This window comes from Pseudoalteromonas sp. Angola-4 (genome assembly GCF_028599265.1).
Lineage (GTDB): Bacteria > Pseudomonadota > Gammaproteobacteria > Enterobacterales > Alteromonadaceae > Pseudoalteromonas > Pseudoalteromonas atlantica.
Map to the genome: position 1 here is coordinate 1 of NZ_JAQREK010000005.1, position 24,576 is coordinate 24,576.

Consider the following 24,576-nt stretch of genomic DNA (forward strand, 5'->3'; position numbering starts at 1 on the left):
GTGTGGGTGACTCTTATGACAATGCATTGGCTGAAACAATAAATGGATTATTTAAAACAGAGATTATTCGCAGAAATGGCCCGTGGAAGAATGTTGATGCTGTTGAATACGCAACGTTAGAGTGGGTTAATTGGTTTAATAATCAACGCCTATTATCTTCAATTGGGTATATTTCACCAGCTCAATATGAAACAGACTACTATGATAATTTAAACGAGTCAGGTAAAGTGGCCTGACTTAAACAAACTGGTCTCCGATGAACTCGGGGCGATTCAATACAGGCTGCAAGTGCTGCTTCATCAAGAAGTGCTTGTGATTTGAATCTACCTTCCCAGAAACGCCCTGTGCAGTTATCTTCTTTATTTGCTCTGCGAGCAATGTTTTCATTTAACAACCGCATAAACCAGCTGATACTTGATAGGCGCTCTCGGTATTGCTTTACTGTTTGATTAAAAAAGATAAGTTCAACTTTACTTAGATTTTCACCCTGTATGTATTTTTGTGTTAACAATGTGCCTTTACAGAGTTTATGCCAGCGAATAATAATCGCTTTATCATTTAGCCTATTCGCTTTTTTATCATCTACATACAGTACTAAGTGCGTGTGATTACTCATAACGGCATAAGCACACACGTCGATACAAAATACCTTAGCTAATTCAAGCAACTTATCCTCAACCCACCCTCGTCGATGCTCGTAAGATTGACCAGTGAAACGGTCTTCCCCACATAAAAAAGCACGACGAACACACCGTGAAATACAGTGATAGTATTTTGTATCAACCAAACTTACTTGTCGCTTTCTTGCAATTGCCATAAGACACCCAGCTCGTTTTTTACACTGATTAAAACGTAGTCTTCAATTTTAAAAAGAGCAAAATTTAAGTTGGGTGTCTAATTTATTTCTATCTAATTTATTTCTAATAATGGGCAAAAAATTGTTGGCTAAAATGTTGAGGAACGAAAACAGCCAACTGTTTTTTGTCCTTATTTATTAGCTTGTTATGTTTCATTTGGTAATGATAGGTTGCTTATTAACCTTTGTAAGATTAGCAACTTTTGCAACACCGTAGCCACCAAACATTAATGGTTGTGCGCAAACTTCCGCACTCAAGGTGTAACCCTGTTCTTTCATATCTCGCGGGTTAACTTCCCATAGTTTTTTCTTGTCTATATTCTCAATAAAGAAGCGTTTATTTTCAATAGCTAAGGTTACAACGCTTTTACCTAAAACCCCTGTTTCAAATATTTCTCTAGGAGAGAGTTGTATATCAACAAAATCAAATACAACTTCACTTTTAAAGCATTCAACTTTATCAAAGCTTGGCAATCGATAAATAATAACGCTTATAACAAGGTATAAAACGACAACGGAAATAATAGAAAGAACTAAATACTTGAGAAATTTCACCAATCGTCCTTGAAACATAACGCTTAACATATGGGGATTTTAGGAGCGCTTTTTCAGCGAGTAAAGTTCCCACCATGATGTTTTTGTTAGGTTTATGTTGACGCAACTATTTTGCGCAAACGCTTTTTAATTAATAGCTGCTCACAATAAAGAGAAATAAAGCTACCAACCAGGAAAGATGCTAGCAGTAACACCCAGTATAATGGCGACTGAATTCCTGAAGCCAAAAGAAACAAATTAAATGGTATAACGAAAAGTAAAAAGCCTAATACCTTTAAAAATTCCCTCAACAGTTGACTACTAGATTTTGCTTCACTGATATATGAGTGGACTGTTTCCTCTGAAGTATCTCCCAATTTAGGAAATGTCTTTTTTAACCAGTTTGAATAATTCAATTTTCTATCCTTAGTTGATTAGTAAACCTAACGCCTTGCTAAGAGGCGGAAAATGTTTGGCTATAATTAGCGACGAAGGAGCGTAAGCCAAACTTTTTACGTCCTTTTTGAGCAATTTGTTAGGCTTTTCTCACTCATTGTCACCAGAGTCGTCTTCATCTTGAGATTTATTTAGGCGGTTTATTAGATCATACCTTTCTAAGGCATTTTTATAGCTATCGATATTAATGTTTTTAGTTAAATCGTTATATTTTTCAAAGATATCTTTATACTGTTCTAAATTAGATTGCTTAGTTAACAACTCATATCTTTCTAGCTGTTTAGCTAATTCTTCATTTGGTTTATTAAGAGCATTAAACCGCTCGATATCAATCGCTAGTTTGCTGTTTTCAAATGCGTTTCTATACTTTTCTGAGTTAAGTATTTCTGAGTTAATAATGTCTCTGTATCTTTTATTTTGTTTTTCAGAGAGTTTTATCAAGTTGTTAATTTTAGATTCATGTATTGATGAGATGTGAGAAGTTTGGGCATCGATTATTGAACTTTCTTCAACTTTGACCGCTTTATAAGATTCTCCATCAGCCATAAACATTGATGTACTGTACATATGAAAGGCATCTATATTTGATTCGGAATAAATTTCAGCTTGGAGCTCAGCTAAAGGCCCGACAACTTTTTTTCCATTGGAGTTAATTTTATACCACCAGTCTTCTTTGGCATCGTCAGTAACAAAAACGACATTTTTTATATTTTCGTCATTTGCCTTAGTTATTAATTGCTTCCAAAGAATTAGATCCCCGTATTGCCTTTCATAATTTAAACCATCGTAGTGAAAGCTCTTATCTTCTTCCTTTTTTGATTTTCCAGCGTCCTTAAAGCCTGGAGGAATTTGATTTTTGAAACGAACAGCTCCTTCTTTATAAAGTTCATCAAGCCAATTCTGGTTTTCAGGTTTACTTCCAACTTTACCATCAAATAGTTCGTTTATTTGATCTCGAATTGCATCGTGGGAGCGGACACAAGGTTGATTATTATTCCAATGCAAGACTGATTTTTTATAATTTCCAATACTCTTGTTAATCTCTTTTTCAAGTTTTTCTGTATTCTCAAAAAGCTTTGGGAAACGTCTTTTAAGCGCTAATTGCTCAAAATCACCTTTAAAAACATTTTGAATTTTTTCTAGGTTGTTGTCGATATCATTGAAAATGCTTTTTTCATTTTTTATAACTGTTAATCGGCGCCTCTGATATTCCAACCCTGCATGATATGGTATCCATAAATTATCCTTAATCGACTCAAGAATATTAAAAAAGTCGTTTCTAGTTTGCATGGCATAACCATATAAGTTTAAAAGAACATTAGCGTCAAAAACGAAAAGAGTTTGTTCATCTTTCCATAGTTCTTCTAATTTTTCTTGGCTTACGTTATGAAAACCTTTAAATATATTCTTCATCTAGTTCCTTTATGTTTTGATGAAACGCCAAATTCCGAAAAAAGCCTAACAATTTTGTCTACGACATTTGTCGTTTTATAAACCGACAAATGTCCATATATTACAGTGCATTTATCTTAACCATCAAATAAACATGTGTAAACAATTAGTTAACTGGAAAATATTTTTAATCAATGCACAAATACACCGAAATGGTGGAGATCAGTAATATTGGACAAAACAACAAGCACTGTCTATATATACAGTTAATTTTTACTAGAGATTCATATCATGAAATCATCTTTTTTAACTATGATAGCCGAACAAATGTATCTAAAGCGTTATGCTAAAAGTACCATTAAAGCGTATTTATACTGGATAGCTTCGTTTATTCGATTTAACCCTATGATGCACCCAACAACAATGGGAAATAATGAGGCCGAACTTATTTTGAATCACTTAGTCAACCAAAAAAGTGGCTCCTAACACTCAAACCAAGCCTTAAATGCGTTGAGCTTATTATTTAAAGAGGTGATTCAAAAGCCACTCTTATTAGGGATTTTTTAAAACAAAAAAGCACAGCCCACAAGCGCCATGCTTTTTAAATTTAAGCGTAAAAACTTAATTTACAAACGAATACCGCCGTCTATTTCAACCACGCGACCAGTGAAAAAGTCGTTTTCGATTATGTACTGTGCAGTATGGGCAATTTCGTCGCTTTCGCCTAAACGCCCTACGGGTGTTACTGCAAGCATGCGCTGTTTGGCTTCGGGTTTCATGGCGTCGGTCATGGCGGTGCTTATTACACCTGGTGCAATAGCGCCTACGCGTATACCAAAACGGCCAAGCTCTTTAGCCCATGTGGTTGTAAGTGCCACTACGCCTGCTTTTGATGCCGCGTAGTTTGTTTGGCCTATGTTACCTGCGCGCGCTACGCTCGACATATTCACTATTACGCCGCCTATGCCTGATTCAATCATGTGGCTTGCAGCTTCGCGTCCTGCTAAAAACACACCAGTCAGGTTTACATCAATCACTGATTGAAATTGCTCAAGGGACATTTTTTTAACCACTTTTCCATCTTTAGCTTTAATAAACATGCCGTCTCGTAAAATACCGGCGTTGTTTATAAGCACGCCAATGTGGCCAAAATCGCTATTAATGGTATTAAATACGTTTTCTACTTCGCTCTCAACCGTTACGTTTGCGGCGTAACCTTTAATAGTGCCTGTAACACCTTCAAGCTGTGTAAGTTTTTCGCACGCTGTGTTTAATAACTCTTGCGCCATATCTATAAGTGCGATGTTAGCGCCCATAAGGGCAAATTTTTTCGCCATTGCAAAGCCTAAACCTTGTGCGCCACCGGTTATTACTACCGTGTTATTTTTAATTTCCACGCCTTGCTCCTACTTAGAAAACAGTTTAAAAATGGCGCTAAAATCATCACTGCCAGCACCTTGGTGCTGTAGCATAGTGTATAAATTTTTAGCCATTGAACCCATTGGGGTTGAAGAATTACTTTGCTGCGCGGCTTCCATGGCAAGCCCTAAATCTTTAGCCATTAAATCGACCATAAAGCCAGGTTTGTAATCGTTACTTGCAGGGGCAGCATCCATTACACCTGGGCATGGGTTGTAAAGTTCAAGGGTCCAGTTACGGCCAGAGCTTGCAGTCATAATGTCGCTGAGTACTTTTGCATCTAGCCCATTATTAATACCCATTTGCAGGGCTTCGCTCGTACCTGCCATTAAAATACTGAGAAGCATGTTGTTGCATATTTTTGCAACTTGTCCTGCGCCAATATCGCCCGCATGAAATATGTTTTTACCCATATCATTAAGCACAGGTTGTGCGGTATTAAACGCGGCTTTACTACCACCAACAATAAACGTAAGCGTGCCTGCGGTTGCTCCAGCAACACCGCCCGATACCGGTGCATCTACAAAGCTAATACCCTGCTCGCCAAGTGCGCTGCCAACCACACGGGCCGACTCTGCATCTATTGTTGAGCAATCTATCACTAAGGTGTTTTTGCTAAGTACCTTAATTAAGCCGCTATCATCGTTATTGCCTAAATAAAGTGATTTAACATGTTTGCCCGCAGGTAACATACTAATAAGTATATCGGCATTGGTTGCACATGCATTTGCATTTTCAGCTGCGTGTGCGCCTTTACTTGCAAGTTCATTTAAGACCGACTGGTTTAAATCAAATGCTGTAACATTATGGCCGGCTTTAATTAAGTTAGCCGCCATAGGGCCGCCCATATTACCTAAGCCGATAAAACCAATATTGAGTTTAGTCATCGTCTTTCCTTTATGTGTGTGTTGGGGTGTCTAAGCCATTAAGTGGGTGATTTTCGCCAAAACGGTTAGCAAAAAAGCTCTCTATTATGGCTTGTGGTACATCACTCAGTGTTTTGTATTGCCAATTAGGCGCGCCGTCTTTATCTATTAATAGTGCTCTTACGCCTTCTTGAAATTCACCTACTTCGCCAGCGCGTACGGACATACCCAGCTCCATTTTAAAACACGCTAGTAAGCTTTTGCCTTTACTGGCTTTTAGCTGCTCACTTACTAGTGCGCAACTTAGTGGGCAACCATGCTTAAGTGATTTTTGGGCGCGTTGCAGCCATTTATCGTCAGTAGCTAGGCCTAAAATATAATCAACTTGTTCTTGTAGCGTATTAAATTCAGCTAATTTTTGAATGGTTGCTAAGTTAGCTTTAATATTGCCTTTGGGCATACGCGCAGATTGGTTATCTAAATCGGTTAATAATTTAGTCAAACGCTCATGATTTAAGCTTGCGGTTTTGCCCCACTTAGCCGCTAAAATTTGCGCTAGCATGGCATCATATTTAGTGCTGTCGATAAAGTGATCGGCAAGCGATACAAAGCGTGCATCTTCACAATTAATAGAGGCCGATGTTAGCCCTAAAAATAGCCCCACACCTTGTGGCATTTTATGTAAAAAGTAACTACCGCCTACATCTGGGTATAAGCCTATGGTTTGCTCTGGCATAGCAATGCGCGATGTTTCGGTTACTACGCGGTGGCTAGCACCGGCCATTAGGCCTAAACCGCCCCCCATTACTATGCCGTGCCCCCATACTAAAAGTGGTTTTTCGTAGCAATGAATAAGGTAGTCCAGCTGGTACTCTAGGGTAAAAAAGTCTTCCACTAAGCTTGTTGGTTTACCTTGCGCCATTGCATGATGAAGGCTCACTACATCGCCACCAGCGCAAAATGCTTTATCGCCAGCGCCTTTTAAAATAACCATTGCGATTGCATCATCGCTTTGCCAAGCCCGCAATTGCGGCTCGAGTAATTTGATCATGCCAAAATTAAGGGCGTTTAATGCTTTAGGTACGTTGAGTGTAATAAGCCCAATTAAGCTGCCATTTGCTGCACTTGCCGTTTCAAATAGCACGGGGTCGTCGGCATTATTTAATAACGTTAAATTACTCATTAGCCATTTACCCAATTAGCGCGGCGTTTTTCTAAAAAGGCATTAACGCCCTCTTGTTGATCTTGTGTATCAAACAGCCCAACAAACAATTCACGCTCAAGTGGTAATATGCTTGCCATAGGTTGGTGGCGGCCTTTTTGTATAAGCGTTTTACATGCAGCTACCGAACTTGGGCTTTGTTCGCTTACTTGATTGGCAAGTTTTAACGCCGCTGAAAAGCTTTCGCCTTGTGGTACAACTTCTTCTACTAAGCCAATTTGTAAGGCTTTATCGGCTTTTAAGCGCTCACCACATAAAATCATGCGTTTTGCCCAGCCTTCACCTACAAGCCATGCTAAATTTTGCGTGCCACCCGCGCACGGTAATAAACCCACTTTTGCCTCTGGCAGTGCCATTTGTGCTTGCTCTTCTGCTATGCGTATATCACACGCAAGCGCTACTTCTAACCCGCCGCCCATGGCATAACCGTTAATGGCCGCAACCGACACCCCTGTAAAATTAGTCAGTGCTTCAAAGGCCTCACCAAATACACGCGACATATCAGCGGCAACGCCTTTATCGCCACTAGCAAATACGTTTAAATCGGCCCCGGCGCTAAAAAACTTCTCGCCTTCGCCAGTAAGCACTAAGGCATAAATGTTTTTGTTGTTATTAAGCTCGTTAACTTTGTTTTTTAAATCAATTAAGGTGTCTTTTGTCCAGGTATTAGCTGGTGGGTTAGACATAGTTAAAATAGCAACATGGCCTTCGGTAGTCAGTTCAATACTCGGGTTAGATTGTGACATAACTTGCTCCTTATAAAACGTCGCTTGCAGACTCGGCTAAAATACGGCGCGCTATAATTACACGCATAATTTCGTTAGTGCCTTCTAAAATTTGATGAACGCGTACATCACGTACATGGCGCTCAAGCGGGTATTCTTTTATGTAACCGTAACCACCATGTACTTGCAGTGCCTCGTTACACACAGTAAAGCCAACATCGGTGGCAAAGCGTTTAGCCATGGCGCAATAGGTGGTTTTTTCACTATCGCCGGTATCAAGTTTAAATGCCGCCAGCCTTACCATTTGGCGTGCAGCTACAAGTTCGGTGTTCATATCTGCAATTTTAAACTGCAAAGCCTGAAACGCAGCCAAAGGCTTACCAAATTGAGTACGCTCTTTTAAGTACTCTTTTGCCGTGTTTAGCGCAGCTTGTGCAGTACCAATTGAGCATGTGGCAATATTAATACGCCCGCCATCTAAGCCTTGCATGGCAAATTTAAAGCCTTCGCCCTCTTTACCTAATAAGTTATGCGCCGGAATACGCACATCTTCAAAACTAATTAAGCGTGTTGGTTGTGCGTTCCAACCCATTTTTTCTTCTGCTTTACCGTACTCAACGCCTTGTGCGTCACCAGGGACTACAAATGCCGAAATACCCGCAGCGCCTTCGCCACCGGTACGTGCCATTACTACTAATACTTCGGTTTCGCCCGCACCCGATATAAACATTTTTGAGCCGTTAATAACGTACTCATCACCTTCAAGCACAGCTTTTGTTTTTAGTGATGCTGCATCTGAGCCCGCCCCTGGCTCTGTTAAACAATAAGAGGCAAGTAGCTCGCCCATTACTAGTTGTTCTACGTATGCATCTTTAACTGCCTCGGTACCAAAACTTGCTACCATCCACGTAGCCATATTATGAATAGTTAGCATGGCCGTTGTAGCTGTACAGCCCATCGCAAGCTGCTCAAATATAATGCTTGAATCTAAGCGTGATAAACCAAGGCCGCCGGCTTCCTCTGGCGTATATAAACCGCAAAAGCCAAGCTCGCCCGCCGCTTTAATCGTATCTTTAGGAAAAATATGCTCGCGATCCCACTTTGCTGCATGTGGAGCAAGTTCTGATTCTGCAAATTGGCGTGCAGTTTCTGCAAAGGCTTGTTGATCTTCTGATAAGTTAAAGTCCATGGTAGACCTCTTTAATTGTGTTGTTAGTGTGTCCCATTAGGGTAAATGAGTGAAGAGCGGCAAAGGCTGATGTGTGTGTTCTAGTTGCTTGTCAGCGGATTTAGCCTTTGCGCCCTTCTTTATTATTATTTTTGAGTGTGTTTATTTTAAATTAATGCTCATGTTTGGACCTGAAGCGATGTCGTCTTCAAACCAACGTGAAGTAATGGTTTTAGTTTCTGTGTAAAAACGTATACCTTGCTTACCATAGGTGTGCGTATCGCCGTAAAACGAGCCTTTCCAACCCGTAAACGAGAAAAACGGCAGCGGTACCGGAATAGGCACATTAATACCCACTTGGCCTACTTCAATTTCATGTTGAAATTTACGAGCCGCAGCGCCACTTGAGGTAAATAACGAGGTACCGTTGCCGTACGGGCTTTCGTTAATAAGAGCAATTGCCTCATCAAGCGTATCTACAAACATACAGGCAAGCACAGGGCCAAAGATTTCTTCTTTGTATAAGTCCATGTCTTTTGTCACATCGGTAAATAGTGTTGGGCCAACCCAGTTACCTTGATCAAAGCCCTCTACTGTGTAGTTTGAACCATCAATTAAACAGGTGGCGCCTTGCTCCTTACCGCTTGCTATAAGCGATAAAATACGCTCTTTTGCTGCTTTTGATGTTTGTGGGCCGTAGGCTGCGTTTTTGTCATCCCACACGCCTGGGCGTACGTTTTCAAAGCCAGCTTTTATTTCATCTACCCACTCACTTGCTTGCCCTACAAACACAGCCACCGAAATACCCATACAACGCTGGCCTGCTGCGCCAACCGATGCGCCAACTAGGTTATTTACCACGTGTGATTTACTCGCATCTGGCATAATAACCATGTGATTTTTAGCACCCACACAGGCTTGCACGCGCTTAAGATTTTGTGTGCCTTTAGAATAAATGTATGCACCTACACCACACGAACCCACAAACGAAATTGCACGTACGGCTTTGTCTTCTAATAAGCGGTCTACTTGCGGTTTTGTACCATGAACCACTTGTAATACGCCTTTTGGTGCGCCGGCTTCAATAAATAGCTCAGCTAAACGCATTGGTGTGAGTGGGTCTTGCTCAGAGGGTTTTAAAATAAAGGTGTTACCACATACAATAGCTAGCGGAAACATCCAAAGTGGGATCATCGCCGGAAAGTTAAACGGCGTAATGCCTGCACATACGCCAAGGGGCTGCATGTAAGAATAGGTATCGATTTTACGGGCAACGTTTTCCATTGTTTCGCCCATCATTAATGACGGTGCGTTAGCTGCTTGTTCTACTACTTCAATACCGCGCCATACATCGCCTTTTGCATCTTCAAACGTTTTACCTAGTTCGTGGCAAATAATGGTTGCAAGCTCATCGTGGTGCTCTTTTAACAGCGCCGCGTATTTCATCATAATGCGGGCACGCTCGGTAATGGGCACATCTTTCCATGTTTTAAATGTTTCTGAGGCCGAGGCAATCGCTGCATCCATTTCTGAGTCGGTAGTGCATGGCACTTGCGCAAGTACTTCTTGGTTTGCTGGGTTAATTACATCAATAAGCTCGTTTGAAGCCGACTGAACAAATTCGCCATTTATAAGTAGTGGAACTTGGTGCATGGGTAAATCCTGTTGTTAGTGTGTTCTTTTAAAAAATGGCACCGTTTTGTTATTAGTATGAGTACGGTGCATTTTAGTTGCTGTTAGTTAATTAACTTTTTTGTTAGTAAGCCTCTACAGCCATGGCTACAGCTTCGCCGCCACCAATACATAAAGACGCAATTCCTTTTTTAAGGCCACGGTTTTTAAGTGCGTGAATAAGCGTGACTAAAATTCTCGCGCCGCTGGCACCAATTGGGTGGCCAAGTGCACACGCCCCACCGTTTACGTTTACTTTGCTCTCATCAAGTTTTAATTCGTTAATAGCAAGCATGGTAACCATGGCAAAGGCTTCGTTAATTTCCCACAGGTCAACATCAGCAGTTGTCCAGCCTGCTTTTTCAAGCACACTGTTCATAGCGCCCACAGGTGCTACAGTAAATTCGCTTGGTTTTTGAGAGTGCGTGCTGTGCGCTACAATTTTACAAAGCGGTGTTAAGCCTTGCTCTTTAGCTTTTGATTCGCTCATTAATATAAGCGCTGCGCCACCATCAGAAATTGACGATGAATTAGCCGCAGTGATGGTGCCGTCTTTTTTAAAGGCAGCACGCAGGCTTGGTATTTTTTCTGGGCGGGCATTACCGGGTTGCTCATCAACCGATACGGTTACATCGCCTTTGCGAGTTTTTATGGTGTGCGGCGCAATTTCGTTTTCAAAACTGCCGTTTTCGATTGCCGCATTGGCTTTACTTAGCGAGCTAAGTGCAAACTCATCCATTTGCTCACGGCCAATGCCGTACTCATCAGCAGTATCTTGTGCAAAACAGCCCATTGCTTTGTTATCGTAAGCATCTTCTAGGCCGTCGCTCATCATATGATCTTTAATTTCGCCGTGGCCCATACGCATACCGCCACGTGCTTTAGGTATAAAATACGGTGCGTTACTCATGCTTTCCATGCCGCCAGCAATTGCACTGCTAATTGAGCCCGCTTTAATTAAATCGTGTCCGAGCATGGCGGCTTTTAAACCAGAGCCACATACTTTATTAATGGTGGTAGCACCCGTGCCCAGAGCAAGGCCTGCTTTTAACATTGCTTGGCGTGCTGGCGCTTGACCAAGGCCCGCTGGCAATACACAGCCCATAATTACTTCATCTATTGCATCATTTGCTAAACCAGTTTGTGCAAGCGCACTTGCAATGGCGGTTGCGCCAAGCTCGGTAGATTGTGCATCGGTCAATGCGCCCATAAACCCGCCCATTGGCGTACGCTTTGCTGCTACAATTACCACTGATTCTAAAGTCATAATTAACTCCGTTGTATTTATATGCAAATAGTTGTTAGAATATTTGCTCTATTAATTTAGTATTCATTTATTGTTTAACACCCTTACACAATACTAACGTTTACGCTAACGTCAACTAAAAAGCGTTTAATTTTTAGTTTTAAAAGTGTAAGCATTATTTTCCAGTAACGGCGAAGTGAACAATTAATAAAAATAAACTATTGAATATTAATAATATAATTTAACATTTCACATCAACACTCCTTTATAAATAGTTTCATACCACACCAAGCTTTACCTTTACGTAAACTTCACTTATATTGGAGTTATTCGAATGAGGTAAACACAACTATGAAACCAGATAACCAAACAAACTTTGCAAGTTCTGCAAAAGCGCCAAGCAGTAACGATCAAACCTTTAGTATTAGCGATTTAGCTAAAGAGTTTGATATTACCACCCGCTCTATTCGTTTTTACGAAGACCAAGGTTTAGTAAGCCCAGAGCGCAATGGCCAAACCCGTATTTATTCAAAACGCGACAAAGTTCGCTTAAAACTAATACTGCGTGGCAAACGCTTAGGCTTTACATTGGCTGAAACAGGCCGTTTGTTTGAACTGTACGACGCTGATAAATCAAGCGCTAAACAGCTGGTGACTATGCTCGATTTAATTGCAGAGAAAAAAGCCGACCTTTCTCAGCAAATGGACGACATAAAAGTTGTGCTTATGGAATTAGTGACAGCGGAGCGCCGCTGCAGAGACACACTTAATAAAATAGACGAGTAGCCTATTTTAATAATAAAAACATACTGACAACACACAGGAATGAATCATGAGCACTATATCACTTTATAAAGAGATGAACTTTGGCCTTGGCGAAACCGCCGATATGATCCGCGACCACGTAAATAGCTTTGCAAGCCAAGAAATTGCGCCACTGGCTGAACAAACCGATATGGACAACGCGTTTCCTAATCAGCTTTGGCCGCAAATGGGCGAAATGGGTGTACTAGGCATGACCGTATCTGAAGATTTTGGCGGTGCAGGCTTAGGTTACTTAGAGCATGTAATAGCCATGGAAGAAATTAGCCGTGCGAGTGCATCAATTGGATTAAGCTATGGTGCGCATTCAAACTTGTGTGTAAATCAAATTAACCGTAACGGTAACCAAGCACAAAAAGAAAAATACTTACCAAAGCTTATTAGCGGCGAACACATTGGTGCCCTTGCCATGAGCGAACCAAATGCAGGCTCTGACGTGGTATCAATGAAACTTAAAGCTGAAAAAAAAGGCGATAAGTACATTTTAAATGGCAATAAAATGTGGATCACCAACGGCCCCGATGCACACACATTTGTTATTTATGCAAAAACAGATTTAGAAGCCGGCGCTAAAGGCATTACCGCATTTATTGTTGAAAAAGACTTCCCTGGTTTTTCTACCGCGCAAAAGCTAGACAAGCTTGGTATGCGTGGCTCAAACACGTGTGAACTGGTGTTTGAAAACTGCGAAGTACCAGAAGAAAACATTTTAGGTAACCTAAACGAAGGCGTTAAGGTACTAATGAGCGGCCTAGATTACGAACGTGTAGTACTTGCTGCAGGCCCCCTTGGCATAATGCAAGCCTGTATGGATATTGTTGTACCGTACATTCATGAACGTAAACAGTTCGACACCCCTATTGGCCAATTTCAGTTAATTCAAGGCAAAGTAGCCGACATATATACACAAATGAACGCAGCGCGCTCATACGTTTATACCGTTGCAAAAGCGTGTGACCGCGGCGAAACCACCCGTAAAGATGCCGCCGGCGCCATTTTATATGCAGCTGAGCTTGCCACTAAAATGGCGCTTGATGCTATTCAAATTTTAGGGGGTAACGGCTACATAAACGAATACGCCACAGGGCGCTTACTGCGAGATGCCAAACTATACGAAATTGGTGCTGGCACATCAGAAATACGCCGCATGCTTATTGGCCGTGAACTATTCACCGAAAGCCGTTAAGGATTAAATTATGACGATATTAAAATCGAGCGTTAATCCTCACGATCCTACTTTTGTGCAAAATCACAAAAACATGGCAGCTTTGGTTGATGATTTACATAGTAAAGTAGCCACCATAAGCTTAGGCGGCGGCGCTGCGTTAAAAGAGCGCCACGAAGGCCGAGGTAAGTTATTTGTACGCGACCGTATTAGCACTTTATTAGATGAAGGCTCACCGTTTTTAGAAATTTCGCAATTTGCAGCCTTTGGTGTGTACGAACAAGAAATTGCCTGTGCGGGTGTAGTTGCTGGTATTGGCCGTGTTAAAGGTATTGAATGCATGATCATTGCAAACGATGCCACGGTAAAAGGCGGTACGTACTTTCCGCTTACCGTTAAAAAGCATTTACGCGCACAAGATATAGCCGAGCGTTGCCACTTACCGTGTATTTATTTGGTTGATTCGGGCGGTGCTAACCTGCCTGAGCAAGACGATGTATTCCCTGATAAATTACATTTTGGCCGTATTTTTTATAACCAAGCCCGTATGTCGGGTAAAGGTATTCCTCAAATCGCCGTGGTAATGGGGTTATGTACCGCAGGCGGCGCATACGTACCTGCAATGGCCGATGAAAGCATAATTGTAAAAGAGCAAGGCACTATATTTTTAGCCGGCCCGCCACTTGTAAAAGCAGCGACTGGTGAAGTAGTCAGCGCCGAAGAATTAGGCGGCGCCGATGTGCATTGTAAAACATCGGGGGTGGCTGACCACTTTGCAGAAAATGACGAGCATGCGCTGTCTATTGCGCGCCAATGTATTGAGCGTATTAATTACACGCGCCCTACAGCCCCTCTTTTAGAGGATGTAAAACCACCACGTTACGATATAAACGAGCTTTACGGCATTGTAGGCACCGACCTTAAAAAGCCGTTTGATGTGCGTGAAGTTATTGCCCGTACGGTGGATGATTCATCGTTTGATGAATTTAAACGCTACTTTGGTGAAACGCTGGTAACAGGTTTTGCCAGTATTTACGGTAACCCTGTAGGCATAGTGGCTAATAACGGCATTTTATTTAGTGAGTCGGCGCAAAAAGGCGCGCATTTTATTCAACTATGTGCACAGCGCAATATTCCTTTAGTGTTTTTGCAAAATATTACCGGCTTTATGGTAGGTAAAAAATACGAAGCTGAAGGTATAGCAAAGCACGGCGCTAAAATGGTGATGGCAGTTTCGTGTGCCGATGTGCCTAAATTTACGGTGCTAATTGGTGGCTCTTATGGCGCTGGTAACTACGGTATGTGTGGTCGCGCATTTGAACCCACCATGATGTGGATGTGGCCAAATGCCCGTATTTCGGTAATGGGCGGCGAGCAAGCCGCCGGTGTAATGGCGCAAGTTAAGCAAGATGGCTTAGCACGTAAAGGCCATAGTATGAGCGAGCAAGAAGTTAGCGATTTTAAAAAGCCAATTATTGATCAGTACGAAAAGCAAGGTCATCCGTATTACGCAAGCGCCCGCTTGTGGGACGACGGCATTATTGACCCTGCCGATACCCGTAACGTATTAGGCCTTGCCTTAAGTGCAGCTAAAAATGCACCACAGCAAGACTCTAAGTTTGGCGTATTTAGAATGTAACCGGAGCGCAAAAATGTCAGTAACACTACAAATAACAAAATCTAATGTGGCTGTACTTGTTTTAAGCCGAGTTGAAAAACGTAACGCATTTAATAGTGAAGTAATACACGAGCTAATTCAGTGCATAGAGCATGCAAATACACTCGATATTCGCGCTTTGGTTTTAAAAACTGAAGGCAAGCACTTTTCTGCCGGTGCCGATTTAGCCTGGATGAAATCAATGGCTGATAACAACTACGCCGATAACCTTGCCGACTCTATGCAGCTCGCTAAATTAATGCAGGTACTAGCCGCTTCTCCTCACCCAACTATATGTGCTGTACAAGGCGCTGCATTTGGCGGCGCTCTGGGCTTAATTGCATGTTGCGATATTGCCCTAAGTAAAGACGATGCGCAGTTTTGTTTAAGCGAAGTAAAGCTAGGGCTTATTCCTGCGGTTATTAGCCCGTATGTAATTAAAGCCATTGGTGAGCGCGCTGCGCGCCGCTACTTTTTAACTGCCGAGGTGTTTGATGCCCACACAGCAAAACAACTTGGTTTGGTTCATCAGGTGACCGGTAATTTAGACTGTGCCCTTGATAACATGCTGCAAACATTAATCGATAACGGCCCAGTCGCTGTAAAAGCCGCTAAATCATTAATTAACGATGTAGCAAATAAGCCTATTAATGATGATCTTATTGAACTCACGGCCGAACGTATTGCAAATATTCGGGTATCGGACGAAGGCCAAGAAGGACTAAGCGCCTTTTTTGATAAACGCCCTCCCGCTTGGCAACTGTAGGACTAATTATGAACACACACACATTAAAAAAGATACTCATTGCCAACCGTGGTGAAATTGCATGCCGTATAATGCGAAGTGCAAAGCAAATGGGCCTAACAACGGTCGCTGTTTACTCTGACGCCGACAAACACGCACAACATGTAAAAATGGCTGATGAGGCCTACCACATTGGCCCTGCACCAAGTAAAGACTCATACCTTGTAACAGATAAAATTTTACAGGTTGCAAAAACAAGCGGTGCCGATTGTATACACCCTGGGTACGGTTTTTTATCTGAAAACAGTGAGTTTGCTAAAGCCTGTGAAGCTAACAAAATTGTGTTTATTGGCCCTCTTGCAAGCAGCATAGAAGCCATGGGCTCTAAAACCCGCGCCAAAGAAATTATGGCCGCGGCAAATGTACCATTAGTGCCAGGCTATTACGGTGAAAACCAAGATCCTGCTTTTTTACAATCTGAGGCTGAAAAAATTGGCTACCCCGTGCTTATTAAAGCGGCCTTTGGCGGTGGCGGTAAAGGCATGCGCATTGTTGAGCAGGCCAAAGATTTTATAACTGCACTTGAGGGCGCACAGCGCGAAGCAATTGCGGGCTTTGGTAACGACTTAGTACTGCTTGAGCGCTATGTTAACCAGCCTCGCCATGTTGAAGTACAAGTTTTTGCTGATAACGACGGTAACTGTGTTTATTTAGGGGATCGTGATTGTTCCCTGCAGCGCCGACATCAAAAAGTAATTGAAGAAGCCCCAGCGCCTGGTTTGTCTGATGAACTGCGTAAAGAAATGGGTGAAGCCGCAGTACGCTGTGCCCTTGCAATAAACTACAGAGGTGCAGGTACGGTTGAGTTTTTACTGTGTGGCGATGAGTTTTTCTTTATGGAAATGAACACGCGCCTGCAAGTAGAACACCCTGTGACAGAAATGGTAACTGGTGTAGATTTAGTTAATTGGCAAATTAATATTGCCGCTGGGCAAACGCTGCCACTAACGCAATCAGACATACAACTCCAAGGCCACAGCTTTGAAGCGCGTATTTATGCAGAAGATCCAAGTAACGATTTCATTCCCTGCTCGGGCACTATTGAATCGTTAAATACTCCGCTTAACAGTGAGTTTGTAAGAATAGATACAGGTATTGCACAAGGCGATGAAATAAGCCCGTATTACGACCCTATGATTGCAAAGCTTATAGTACATGATGATAACCGAGAGCAAGCATTATCGCGTTTACGCCAAGCTCTTGAGCAATTTCACTTAGCGGGTTTTAGCACTAATATTGGCTTTTTACACAACTTAGCAAGCCACCCTACATTTGCTCAAGGTGCGCCAAGCACCCACTTTATTGCCGAGCAAGGCGATGCATTGGTAAGTGTTGATAGCGCCGCGCTTGAAAAAGCACAACTAATTGCAGCCTTTGCCTACCTTGAATCGCTTAGTACTGAAAGAGTAACTCAGCAAAGCGCAAGCCCGTGGCAGCAACTCAGTGGTTTTACGCTTAACGCACCCCAAAAAGTGGATGTACCATTTACAGACTTAGCTATAAGCGCCGTTAAAACTAAAACGGGTTACGTTGTAACGCATAATGATAAGTCGTTCGATATAGCAGGCTTTGTAAACCAAAACGTATGTAATGTATTTATTAATGGGGAAAAATTTACCACCCATGTTAGCCACTTTGATAACAGCATTAGCGTAATGTTTGCTGCGCTGCAAATTAAGCTTGCTTTAAACACTAAACATTACATTAGCAGCCATGAAAGCGATGCCCTGCCCCTTGCGGCGCCACTTAATGGCACTGTGGTTAAGCATTTAGTTGATGTGGGCAGCACCATTACCAAAGGCGATGCCGTAGTGATTATTGAAGCCATGAAAATGGAATACACGCTCAACGCCCCGCACGATGGTATTTTACAAAGCTACTGCTTTGATGAAGGCGAATTAGTTTCACACGGCGCTTTATTAGCAATTGTAGAAGACACCACGGCGCAGGAGGCATCGTGATGGCTGCTTTTCCAACTGAAGTTAAAATTGTTGAAGTAGGCGCGCGTGATGGCCTACAAAACGAAAAACCAGTCACTGCAGCTGATAAAATTTCATTAATAAATGCACTTAGTGACGCGGGCTTAAAAAATATTGAAGCCGGTGCTTTTGTATCGCCTAAATGGGTGCCACAAATGGCCGATTCGGCCGAGGTGATAACAGCGCTTAATTTACCACATGTAAATTTAAGTGCGCTTACACCCAATTTAAAAGGCGCCCAAGCAGCCCATGCCGTTGACATAAAAGAATTTGCCATATTTACCGCGGCAAGCGAATCGTTCTGTCAAAAAAATATAAATTGCAGTATTGATGAGAGTATTGAGCGTTTTAGCGACGTTATGGCATTTGCAAAAGCCAATAACATACGTGTACGCGGTTATGTAAGTTGTGTACTCGGTTGCCCTTATGAGGGAGAAATAGACCCCCATAAAGTACTTAGCGTTTCGCAAAAGCTTTTAGATTTAGGCTGCCACGAAATAAGCCTTGGCGATACCATAGGTGTTGGCACTGCAAATAAAGTTACCCAGCTTTTAACACTTTTGCTTGAGCATATTGATAAATCAAAACTGGCGGTGCATTTTCATGATACCTACGGGCAAGCGCTCACAAATATTTACGCAGCGTTAAGCTTAGGTATAGCAACGGTTGATGCCGCTGTTGCAGGCCTTGGCGGCTGCCCTTATGCCAAAGGGGCGTCAGGAAATGTTGCCACCGAAGATGTGGTTTACTTACTCAATGGGCTTGGCATTGAACATGGAATTGATTTACAAAGGTTAAGTAGCGCTGGTTGGAAAATTACACAAGCACTTGGCAAAACGCCTGTAAGCAAAGTTTCAATTGCATTAGGCAACACACAAAAATAATAGCTTAACTTGCCAAATGGCAGTTAACACAATGAGGAGAGTCTCATGGCCGGTTTTGATAAAGTGGTTTCTAGTTACGAAGCTGCAATGGCAGGGTTGAAAGACGGCGATACCGTTATTGCTGGCGGCTTTGGCTTATGCGGTATTCCTGAGGGCTTAATTAAACAAATTAAGGCAATGAACACCAAAGAGCTAACCGTGGTTTCTAACAACTGTGGTGTAGATGACTTTGGATTAGGAATTTTACTTAAAGATAAACAAATTAAAAAAGTAATTGCCTCATACGTGGGTGAAAACGCCCTATTTGAGCAGCAATTACTAAGCGGTGAAATAGATGTAGAGCTTACCCCGCAAGGCACCTTGGCTGAAAAAATGCGTGCGGGCGGTGCAGGTATTCCTGCATTTTATACCGCTACAGGTTACGGTACGCCCGTTGCAGAGGGTAAAGATGTAAAAGAATTTGACGGACGCCCATATATTTTAGAAGAGTCGATCACCGGTGAGTTTGCCATTGTAAAAGCATGGAAAGCCGACCGATACGGTAATTTAGTATTTAGGCACACTGCCATGAACTTTAACCCAATGGCGGCAACAGCAGGTAAGATTACCGTTGCCGAAGTAGAAGAAATAGTAGAGCCCGGTGAACTTGAGCCAAGCCAAATTCATACCCCAGGCATTTTTGTAAATCGCGTTATAAAAGGCGACTTTGAAAAACGCATTGAACGTGTAACAACACGAGATTAAGCAGGAGCATAGGTTATGGCATTATCACGTGAACAAGTTGCAATGCGCGTTGCACAGGAACTACAAGACGGCTTTTACGTTAATTTGGGCATAGGAATTCCGACACTCGTCGCAAACTATGTACCTGATGGTATTGAAGTTATGTTACAGTCAGAAAATGGGCTTTTAGGTATGGGCCCCTACCCAACAAAAGCCGAGCTAGACGCAGATATGATAAACGCGGGTAAAGAAACCGTGACAGCTGCCACAGGTGCAGCCATATTTAATAGTGCAGATAGTTTTGCCATGATACGGGGTGGTCATGTAGACTTAACCGTTCTGGGTGCATTTGAAGTAGACCAAAGCGGCAACATTGCCTCGTGGATGATCCCCAAAAAGCTGATAAAAGGCATGGGGGGCGCAATGGATTTAGTCGCTGGGGCAAAGAATATTATTGTTACTATGACCCATGCCAGTAAGCATGGTGATTCTAAATTATTAGAGTCTTGCACATTACCGCTAACGGGCGTTAATTGCGTTAAAAAAATAGTAACAGATTTGGCCGTACTTGAAGTTAAAGACGGCGCATTTCATTTACTCGAGCGCGCTCCGGGCGTATCGGTTGATGAAATAATTAGTAAAACAGCAGGTAAATTACTTGTTGACGGTGAAGTACCAGAAATGGTTTTTTAACGCTTTACCATGTACCGACCTCATTCCCAGTGCCAATGGCGCTGAGTTACCCAAAATCCCTCGCAAGAGGGATTTTTTTTGCCTGCCATAAACTTTTTTTCAGTTTTAATACAGTTGTAGTAAATATTATCTATAATACAAATAGCTTTTAATGTAAGCGCTTAGATTATTTGCACTAATTTGTGGATTGTCTGCACCTTTTTTGTGAACTAGTGCTATATTTAAAATTAAACTATTGATATTATTATATTAAATTATTGGTTCGATTATTGCCTATTAAAGGCGTCTTAAATTAATTAAACAATTCTGGAAAACATGCAAACTCCTATTCGAGGCCTCCGCTCTTTTTGCTTTGCAGCAAAAAGCTTAAGTTTTAAACATGCAGCTAAAGAGCTGTACTTAACGCCCTCTGCGGTAAGCCATCAGATAAAACAACTTGAAGAACAACTAGGCATTGAACTCTTTCAACGCCAAACCCGATCCATTAGTTTAACGGCTGCGGGTAAAAACTTTTTTGATGCCATTTCGCCTATTATCTATACGCTTGAAAACACCATCAACGAGTTCAGTCAATTGCAGCAAAATACTAATATAACTATTACGCTGCCTGAATTTTTTGCCAGTGAACTACTTATGCCTAAATTAAGCGAGTGGACATCTGAGCACCCTAATATAAATTTACAAATGGATACGCTCAAAACCCGTAAAGAGCTAACCCGCCACAGTGATTTATCGATTGTTTTATCCTCAAGTAAACCCACTGAGGGCCTTACTACAGAGCTATTTAATCTTGAATATATACCGGCGTGTAACGAAAAACTGTTAAAACAGTGGAAAGACGATCACTGCCAAGCATTAAACCAAGTACCATTAATCCTTCACAAAGCAAGGCCGTGGGCATGGCACCAATGGGCTGAAAAAGCAGGTATAGATGACTTTTCGCCTACGCAAATTATACAAATTGATAGCATGTTTGGGGTCGCTCGTGCAGCGCAACAGGGCATTGGCATTTCACTTATACCGCTGCCTATTAGCCAAAGCTGGTTTGATGAAAAATGGCTTTACAAATTATTTCAACAGCCCCTTACCACCAAAGATAAATACTATTTAGTACAGCATGAAGCTAATTCGCCAAATCCCGCGCTAGATTTATTTGCTAAATGGGTTGTATCTACATTTAGCAACATTCAAGGTTAGTGTTACCTTAGTAAATGCAATTTACATTTTTGGTTTGATTACGCAAATTTTAATGTGTGCAGCACGTAGCAAGTGCTAAAGCTGCACACAGTAAACTGTAAAGCTCCTTCTTTTTTACTTTCTTGCAGCCTAACAATACCGTTTAGTGATTTATTATTAATTAAATATTTTTATTTAATCATTCGTTTTTTCCCTACAAGCTAACCTATAAAAGTTTATCCTTTTAAATCAATATAATAACACAACGCGTTAGACTAAAGTCTATAGCTTAATTTTTTTCACTTATTGGTTTTATTTTTATCGTTTGTCTGACTTTTACGATTATTTTAAAGTTAACTCATCGCAAGCAAACAGCTAAACGTTTTTACTAATTAGACATTATTTACTGTTTTGCACCAAATAAATGCAACCTTTTTAGATGTGATAGCTCTAACAAGGTAAGAAAAGAATCTTATATTGTGTGTGTAAGATGTTGTCAGTGTGAAAAGGCAGTTCAAGTCAGGTGGTGACTTGGTTTGAACTGTTTTTTATTCTACCAGCAACACGCAGCAATAACGAAATTAGCTACTGTGTAGCAAACCAAATCTTATATTGTGTGTGTAAGATGTTGTCAGTGTGAAAAAGCAGTTCAAGTTAGGTGGTGACTTGGTTTGAACTGTTTTTTATTCCACCAACAGTACGCAGCAATAACGTAATTAGCTACTATGTAGCAACCAAATCTTATATTGTGTGTGTAAGATGTTGTCAGTGTGAAAAGCGGTTCATGTGAGGTGGTGACCTTATATGGGCCGTTTTTGTTTTATAAACACGATTACCTGCCCCACCGTTTTATACCAATTCGCTTAAATTTAGTATTATTCAACTATAAAGTTATGTTTTTGTTTAAGCTCTTCAATAACATTTTCATTGTCTTTTAAAAATACATTAAACTTTTTAACGAGCTGTGGGTGTTTAATGCTCGATAACATAAACGCTTGGTGATCAACAGGCAACTGATGCTGAAAAAACACAGGGACGGGAGTATCAAAAAATTCTTCTATATTGTATTTAAGTACATCGTGTGAAATATATATACAATCAACTCGCTCTTTATGCAGCAAATAAATCATCTCAATAACGTTATCATTTTCGAGTACTTGCAAGCCTGGCATTGAGGTTAACTTTTCAAGCCCTTGCAATGTAAAGCCACGCACTTTTGCAAGTGATTTACAATCTTCAAGTTTAATATTGTCCTTTAAGCTCGCTATCCCTGTATGTGTAACTAATGAAGGCACAGAATAATTAATTTCTTGTTGATGCTGATTTTTATAACTTACTTGCCAATTAGGGTTGTCGGGGTATTTAAAGTCAACATGGTGATGCTCTATAAATTCTTTATAAAGTCGCGGAATAGGCAAAGTGTAAAATTCAAATTTAATATTTTGTTGTTTTGCAAATAGTTCCAGTAACTCTTTACTAAAACCAAAATAATCACGCTTATTAGTGCCACTGCCATCGTAATAAGGCAGGTATTCTATATTCTCTACCCCTATTACATATTTTTCGGTTGGCTGTGCTAATACAGGGCTTATAGTTATAAGCCCTGATACAAGTGCTAACGTGTTAATCAATTTGATAGTAAAATGCCGTTTATATCGTTTGGATTATTAATTTATATATCATAATCACAGTTAATTAAAGTTTAGATTTATTAAATATAAAAGAGCGAATTAATCGCTCTTATAAATTAGCTTTGGTCACGAGGTATAAACTCTAACACAGTAGCATTAATACAGTATCTATCTGTGCCTCTTGGCCCCTCACCTTTAAATAAATGCCCTAAATGTATACCGGTGCTTTTTGATTTAAGCTCAATTCGAGTCATCCCCCAGCTGGTATCTTTATGCTTAGTAACACTATTTTTAACCGGATGTTTAAACGACAGCCACCCCGTGCCCGAATTAAATCTATCGCGGGTATCAAATAATGGCTCACCACTTAATTTATCAACAAATACGCCATCGGGAGTGTTTTTAAATTCTTTATACTCCTTACAGTAAGGTCGGTCGGTGCGCTCATTAAATGCAACTTCGTAGGCATCACTATCGCCTAGTTTAAAGGCGCCAAGTGCTTTGTAAAATTCAGCGGGGCTTGCATAGCCTTGACGCGCGTACACCTCTTTTCCATTTTCTAAAAACAAAATGGTGGGGGTTGCCCAAGTTGCCGATTTTATAGTTAGGCCATTAAGCTCATCGGCATGACGAAATGTCAGTGGGATTGAACCTTTGTAATTGTTAGCGACTGTTTTTTTAAATTTTTCACAGTAAGGGCAGTATTCGCGCGAATCAAGTACCACAATCTGCTTGCCCGTGAGTAAAACACTATTGTCTACATCTCCTTTTTTAGTTTTATTAAATACCACACCCGTGGCGTGATCTGGGCAATAGCCATTTGGGTTCTTTTGTAAATAATTTTGATGGTACTCCTCAGCAGATACAAACCCCTCAAGCGGTTTTATTACTGTTTTAATTGCCCCATAACCGGCTGCACTTAATAACGGCTGATACTCGGCTTTAACTTGCTCTGCAAGCTGCGCTTGCTCTTTAGTGGTAGTAAGAATAATTGATCGATACTGCGTGCCAATATCATTACCTTGGCGATTCGATTGTGTAGGATCATGGCTTTCAAAGTAATTTTGTAATAGCACTTTAGAAGAAATGATATTGCTGTTGTACATCACTTGCACTACTTCAGCGTAGTTGTTTTCGTCAAACTGGCGAGATTGGTCGGTGATATTTTTATAGGTTGCTTTAAAGCCGTGCCCGTCTGCATACCCCGACTCTGCATCAATAACCCCTTCTAGTGCCTCGTAGCGCTTTTCGGCTCCCCAAAAACAGCCAGAGCCTAACACAATGGTTTTTATATGCATTGTGGCCTCTACGTTGCTGTGCTCTATTTTTTCGGTTGATAAAGCAAAACAGCCGGCGCTAAATGTAATAGCGGCGCCTAATAAATAAACTGAGCGAGAAAATGTCATAAATACCTCTTAATACCTGCGTGTTTTAATTAAGACCCAACATCCCTTGTTTTAATTTCAGTAAATAAATACGTGCTAAA

At 41.3% G+C, this 24,576-nt stretch carries 23 protein-coding genes and 1 pseudogene; 11 read left to right on the top strand and 13 right to left on the bottom strand.

Annotated elements, in window-relative coordinates:
* A partial coding sequence (locus PSH48_RS08125) for an integrase core domain-containing protein (RefSeq protein ID WP_273611334.1) occupies positions 1-236 on the top strand: 236 nt, incomplete at its 5' end.
* 38 nt (positions 237-274) lie between these two features.
* Here PSH48_RS08125 and PSH48_RS08130 read toward each other — a convergent pair.
* From PSH48_RS08130 to PSH48_RS08145, 4 genes and pseudogenes are all read right to left on the bottom strand, one after another.
* Positions 275-817, bottom strand: a pseudogene (locus tag PSH48_RS08130) (transposase); the annotation flags it as partial.
* Between the two features lie 192 nt (positions 818-1,009).
* The gene (locus tag PSH48_RS08135; RefSeq protein WP_273608305.1) at positions 1,010-1,411 is read right to left on the bottom strand and encodes a hypothetical protein; all 402 of its coding nucleotides are present in this window, start codon (positions 1,409-1,411) and stop codon (positions 1,010-1,012) included.
* A 92-nt stretch (positions 1,412-1,503) separates the two neighbouring features.
* Positions 1,504-1,806: a hypothetical protein gene (locus tag PSH48_RS08140; RefSeq protein ID WP_182694265.1), complete on the bottom strand. Its 303-nt coding sequence runs from the start codon at positions 1,804-1,806 to the stop codon at positions 1,504-1,506.
* Positions 1,807-1,936: 130 nt separating this feature from the next.
* The gene (locus tag PSH48_RS08145; protein ID WP_273608306.1) at positions 1,937-3,259 is read right to left on the bottom strand and encodes a PIN-like domain-containing protein; all 1,323 of its coding nucleotides are present in this window, start codon (positions 3,257-3,259) and stop codon (positions 1,937-1,939) included.
* 306 nt (positions 3,260-3,565) lie between these two features.
* On the opposite strand from PSH48_RS08145, the gene PSH48_RS08150 reads away from it, so the two are divergent.
* A complete protein-coding gene (locus PSH48_RS08150; RefSeq protein ID WP_273608316.1) occupies positions 3,566-3,724 on the top strand; it encodes a phage integrase N-terminal SAM-like domain-containing protein in 159 nt (52 codons plus the stop codon).
* A 140-nt stretch (positions 3,725-3,864) separates the two neighbouring features.
* Here PSH48_RS08150 and PSH48_RS08155 read toward each other — a convergent pair whose 3' ends face one another.
* The 7 genes from PSH48_RS08155 to PSH48_RS08185 form a co-directional block, all read right to left on the bottom strand.
* Positions 3,865-4,635: an SDR family oxidoreductase gene (locus PSH48_RS08155; protein WP_273608307.1), complete on the bottom strand. Its 771-nt coding sequence runs from the start codon at positions 4,633-4,635 to the stop codon at positions 3,865-3,867.
* 9 nt (positions 4,636-4,644) lie between these two features.
* Positions 4,645-5,544, bottom strand: a complete 900-nt coding sequence (mmsB, locus tag PSH48_RS08160; protein WP_138685738.1) for a 3-hydroxyisobutyrate dehydrogenase — start codon at positions 5,542-5,544, stop codon at positions 4,645-4,647.
* A 10-nt stretch (positions 5,545-5,554) separates the two neighbouring features.
* Entirely contained in the window at positions 5,555-6,706 is a 1,152-nt protein-coding gene (locus PSH48_RS08165) for an enoyl-CoA hydratase/isomerase family protein (protein ID WP_273608308.1), read from the bottom strand.
* The gene (locus PSH48_RS08170; RefSeq protein ID WP_273608309.1) at positions 6,706-7,491 is read right to left on the bottom strand and encodes an enoyl-CoA hydratase; all 786 of its coding nucleotides are present in this window, start codon (positions 7,489-7,491) and stop codon (positions 6,706-6,708) included. The genes PSH48_RS08165 and PSH48_RS08170 overlap by 1 nt, the downstream gene beginning before the upstream one ends.
* Before the next feature lie 10 nt (positions 7,492-7,501).
* Positions 7,502-8,659 carry an acyl-CoA dehydrogenase family protein gene (locus tag PSH48_RS08175; protein ID WP_273608310.1) on the bottom strand — a complete coding sequence of 386 codons (1,158 nt, stop codon included), beginning with the start codon at positions 8,657-8,659 and terminating at the stop codon, positions 7,502-7,504.
* Positions 8,660-8,800: 141 nt separating this feature from the next.
* Positions 8,801-10,291 (bottom strand): CoA-acylating methylmalonate-semialdehyde dehydrogenase, encoded by a 1,491-nt coding sequence (locus PSH48_RS08180; protein ID WP_054982473.1) that lies wholly within the window; start codon positions 10,289-10,291, stop codon positions 8,801-8,803.
* Positions 10,292-10,394: 103 nt separating this feature from the next.
* On the bottom strand, positions 10,395-11,576 hold the full coding sequence (locus PSH48_RS08185; protein WP_273608311.1) for a thiolase family protein: 1,182 nt from the start codon (positions 11,574-11,576) through the stop codon (positions 10,395-10,397).
* Between the two features lie 330 nt (positions 11,577-11,906).
* On the opposite strand from PSH48_RS08185, the gene PSH48_RS08190 reads away from it, so the two are divergent.
* The 9 genes from PSH48_RS08190 (at position 11,907) to PSH48_RS08230 (ending at position 21,480) form a co-directional block, all read left to right on the top strand.
* Positions 11,907-12,341, top strand: coding sequence for a MerR family transcriptional regulator (locus PSH48_RS08190; protein ID WP_004587901.1), 435 nt, complete (start codon positions 11,907-11,909; stop codon positions 12,339-12,341).
* A 46-nt stretch (positions 12,342-12,387) separates the two neighbouring features.
* The gene (locus PSH48_RS08195) at positions 12,388-13,563 is read left to right on the top strand and encodes an isovaleryl-CoA dehydrogenase (protein ID WP_273608312.1); all 1,176 of its coding nucleotides are present in this window, start codon (positions 12,388-12,390) and stop codon (positions 13,561-13,563) included.
* Positions 13,564-13,573: 10 nt separating this feature from the next.
* A complete protein-coding gene (locus PSH48_RS08200; protein WP_273608313.1) occupies positions 13,574-15,181 on the top strand; it encodes a carboxyl transferase domain-containing protein in 1,608 nt (535 codons plus the stop codon).
* 13 nt (positions 15,182-15,194) lie between these two features.
* Positions 15,195-15,965, top strand: a complete 771-nt coding sequence (locus PSH48_RS08205; RefSeq protein WP_004587898.1) for an enoyl-CoA hydratase/isomerase family protein — start codon at positions 15,195-15,197, stop codon at positions 15,963-15,965.
* Between the two features lie 8 nt (positions 15,966-15,973).
* Entirely contained in the window at positions 15,974-17,965 is a 1,992-nt protein-coding gene (locus PSH48_RS08210) for an acetyl/propionyl/methylcrotonyl-CoA carboxylase subunit alpha (RefSeq protein ID WP_273608314.1), read from the top strand.
* On the top strand, positions 17,965-18,867 hold the full coding sequence (locus tag PSH48_RS08215) for a hydroxymethylglutaryl-CoA lyase (RefSeq protein WP_273608315.1): 903 nt from the start codon (positions 17,965-17,967) through the stop codon (positions 18,865-18,867). The genes PSH48_RS08210 and PSH48_RS08215 overlap by 1 nt, the downstream gene beginning before the upstream one ends.
* A gap of 45 nt (positions 18,868-18,912) precedes the next feature.
* Entirely contained in the window at positions 18,913-19,611 is a 699-nt protein-coding gene (locus PSH48_RS08220; protein ID WP_004587895.1) for a CoA transferase subunit A, read from the top strand.
* 15 nt (positions 19,612-19,626) lie between these two features.
* On the top strand, positions 19,627-20,283 hold the full coding sequence (locus PSH48_RS08225) for a 3-oxoacid CoA-transferase subunit B (RefSeq protein WP_004587894.1): 657 nt from the start codon (positions 19,627-19,629) through the stop codon (positions 20,281-20,283).
* Positions 20,284-20,598: 315 nt separating this feature from the next.
* Positions 20,599-21,480: a LysR family transcriptional regulator gene (locus PSH48_RS08230; RefSeq protein ID WP_004587893.1), complete on the top strand. Its 882-nt coding sequence runs from the start codon at positions 20,599-20,601 to the stop codon at positions 21,478-21,480.
* A gap of 854 nt (positions 21,481-22,334) precedes the next feature.
* Here the strand turns inward: PSH48_RS08230 and PSH48_RS08235 are convergent.
* Complete coding sequence (locus PSH48_RS08235) at positions 22,335-23,090, bottom strand: substrate-binding periplasmic protein (RefSeq protein WP_273586588.1); 756 nt, start codon at positions 23,088-23,090, stop codon at positions 22,335-22,337.
* 116 nt (positions 23,091-23,206) lie between these two features.
* Positions 23,207-24,496 (bottom strand): peptide-methionine (S)-S-oxide reductase MsrA, encoded by a 1,290-nt coding sequence (gene msrA / locus PSH48_RS08240; protein WP_273586587.1) that lies wholly within the window; start codon positions 24,494-24,496, stop codon positions 23,207-23,209.
* Positions 24,497-24,576: the final 80 nt, after the last annotated feature.

What these genes read in the sequence shown, in the direction of transcription:
- PSH48_RS08145 (WP_273608306.1), bottom strand. Translation starts at nt 3,259, where the DNA reads ATGAAGAATATATTTAAAGGTTTTCATAACGTAAGCCAAGAAAAATTA.
- PSH48_RS08150 (WP_273608316.1), top strand. Translation starts at nt 3,566, where the DNA reads ATGTATCTAAAGCGTTATGCTAAAAGTACCATTAAAGCGTATTTATAC.
- mmsB (WP_138685738.1), bottom strand. Translation starts at nt 5,544, where the DNA reads ATGACTAAACTCAATATTGGTTTTATCGGCTTAGGTAATATGGGCGGC.
- PSH48_RS08165 (WP_273608308.1), bottom strand. Translation starts at nt 6,706, where the DNA reads ATGAGTAATTTAACGTTATTAAATAATGCCGACGACCCCGTGCTATTT.
- PSH48_RS08170 (WP_273608309.1), bottom strand. Translation starts at nt 7,491, where the DNA reads ATGTCACAATCTAACCCGAGTATTGAACTGACTACCGAAGGCCATGTT.
- PSH48_RS08175 (WP_273608310.1), bottom strand. Translation starts at nt 8,659, where the DNA reads ATGGACTTTAACTTATCAGAAGATCAACAAGCCTTTGCAGAAACTGCA.
- PSH48_RS08180 (WP_054982473.1), bottom strand. Translation starts at nt 10,291, where the DNA reads ATGCACCAAGTTCCACTACTTATAAATGGCGAATTTGTTCAGTCGGCT.
- PSH48_RS08185 (WP_273608311.1), bottom strand. Translation starts at nt 11,576, where the DNA reads ATGACTTTAGAATCAGTGGTAATTGTAGCAGCAAAGCGTACGCCAATG.
- PSH48_RS08190 (WP_004587901.1), top strand. Translation starts at nt 11,907, where the DNA reads ATGAAACCAGATAACCAAACAAACTTTGCAAGTTCTGCAAAAGCGCCA.
- PSH48_RS08195 (WP_273608312.1), top strand. Translation starts at nt 12,388, where the DNA reads ATGAGCACTATATCACTTTATAAAGAGATGAACTTTGGCCTTGGCGAA.
- PSH48_RS08200 (WP_273608313.1), top strand. Translation starts at nt 13,574, where the DNA reads ATGACGATATTAAAATCGAGCGTTAATCCTCACGATCCTACTTTTGTG.
- PSH48_RS08205 (WP_004587898.1), top strand. Translation starts at nt 15,195, where the DNA reads ATGTCAGTAACACTACAAATAACAAAATCTAATGTGGCTGTACTTGTT.
- PSH48_RS08210 (WP_273608314.1), top strand. Translation starts at nt 15,974, where the DNA reads ATGAACACACACACATTAAAAAAGATACTCATTGCCAACCGTGGTGAA.
- PSH48_RS08215 (WP_273608315.1), top strand. Translation starts at nt 17,965, where the DNA reads ATGGCTGCTTTTCCAACTGAAGTTAAAATTGTTGAAGTAGGCGCGCGT.
- PSH48_RS08220 (WP_004587895.1), top strand. Translation starts at nt 18,913, where the DNA reads ATGGCCGGTTTTGATAAAGTGGTTTCTAGTTACGAAGCTGCAATGGCA.
- PSH48_RS08225 (WP_004587894.1), top strand. Translation starts at nt 19,627, where the DNA reads ATGGCATTATCACGTGAACAAGTTGCAATGCGCGTTGCACAGGAACTA.
- PSH48_RS08230 (WP_004587893.1), top strand. Translation starts at nt 20,599, where the DNA reads ATGCAAACTCCTATTCGAGGCCTCCGCTCTTTTTGCTTTGCAGCAAAA.
- msrA (WP_273586587.1), bottom strand. Translation starts at nt 24,496, where the DNA reads ATGACATTTTCTCGCTCAGTTTATTTATTAGGCGCCGCTATTACATTT.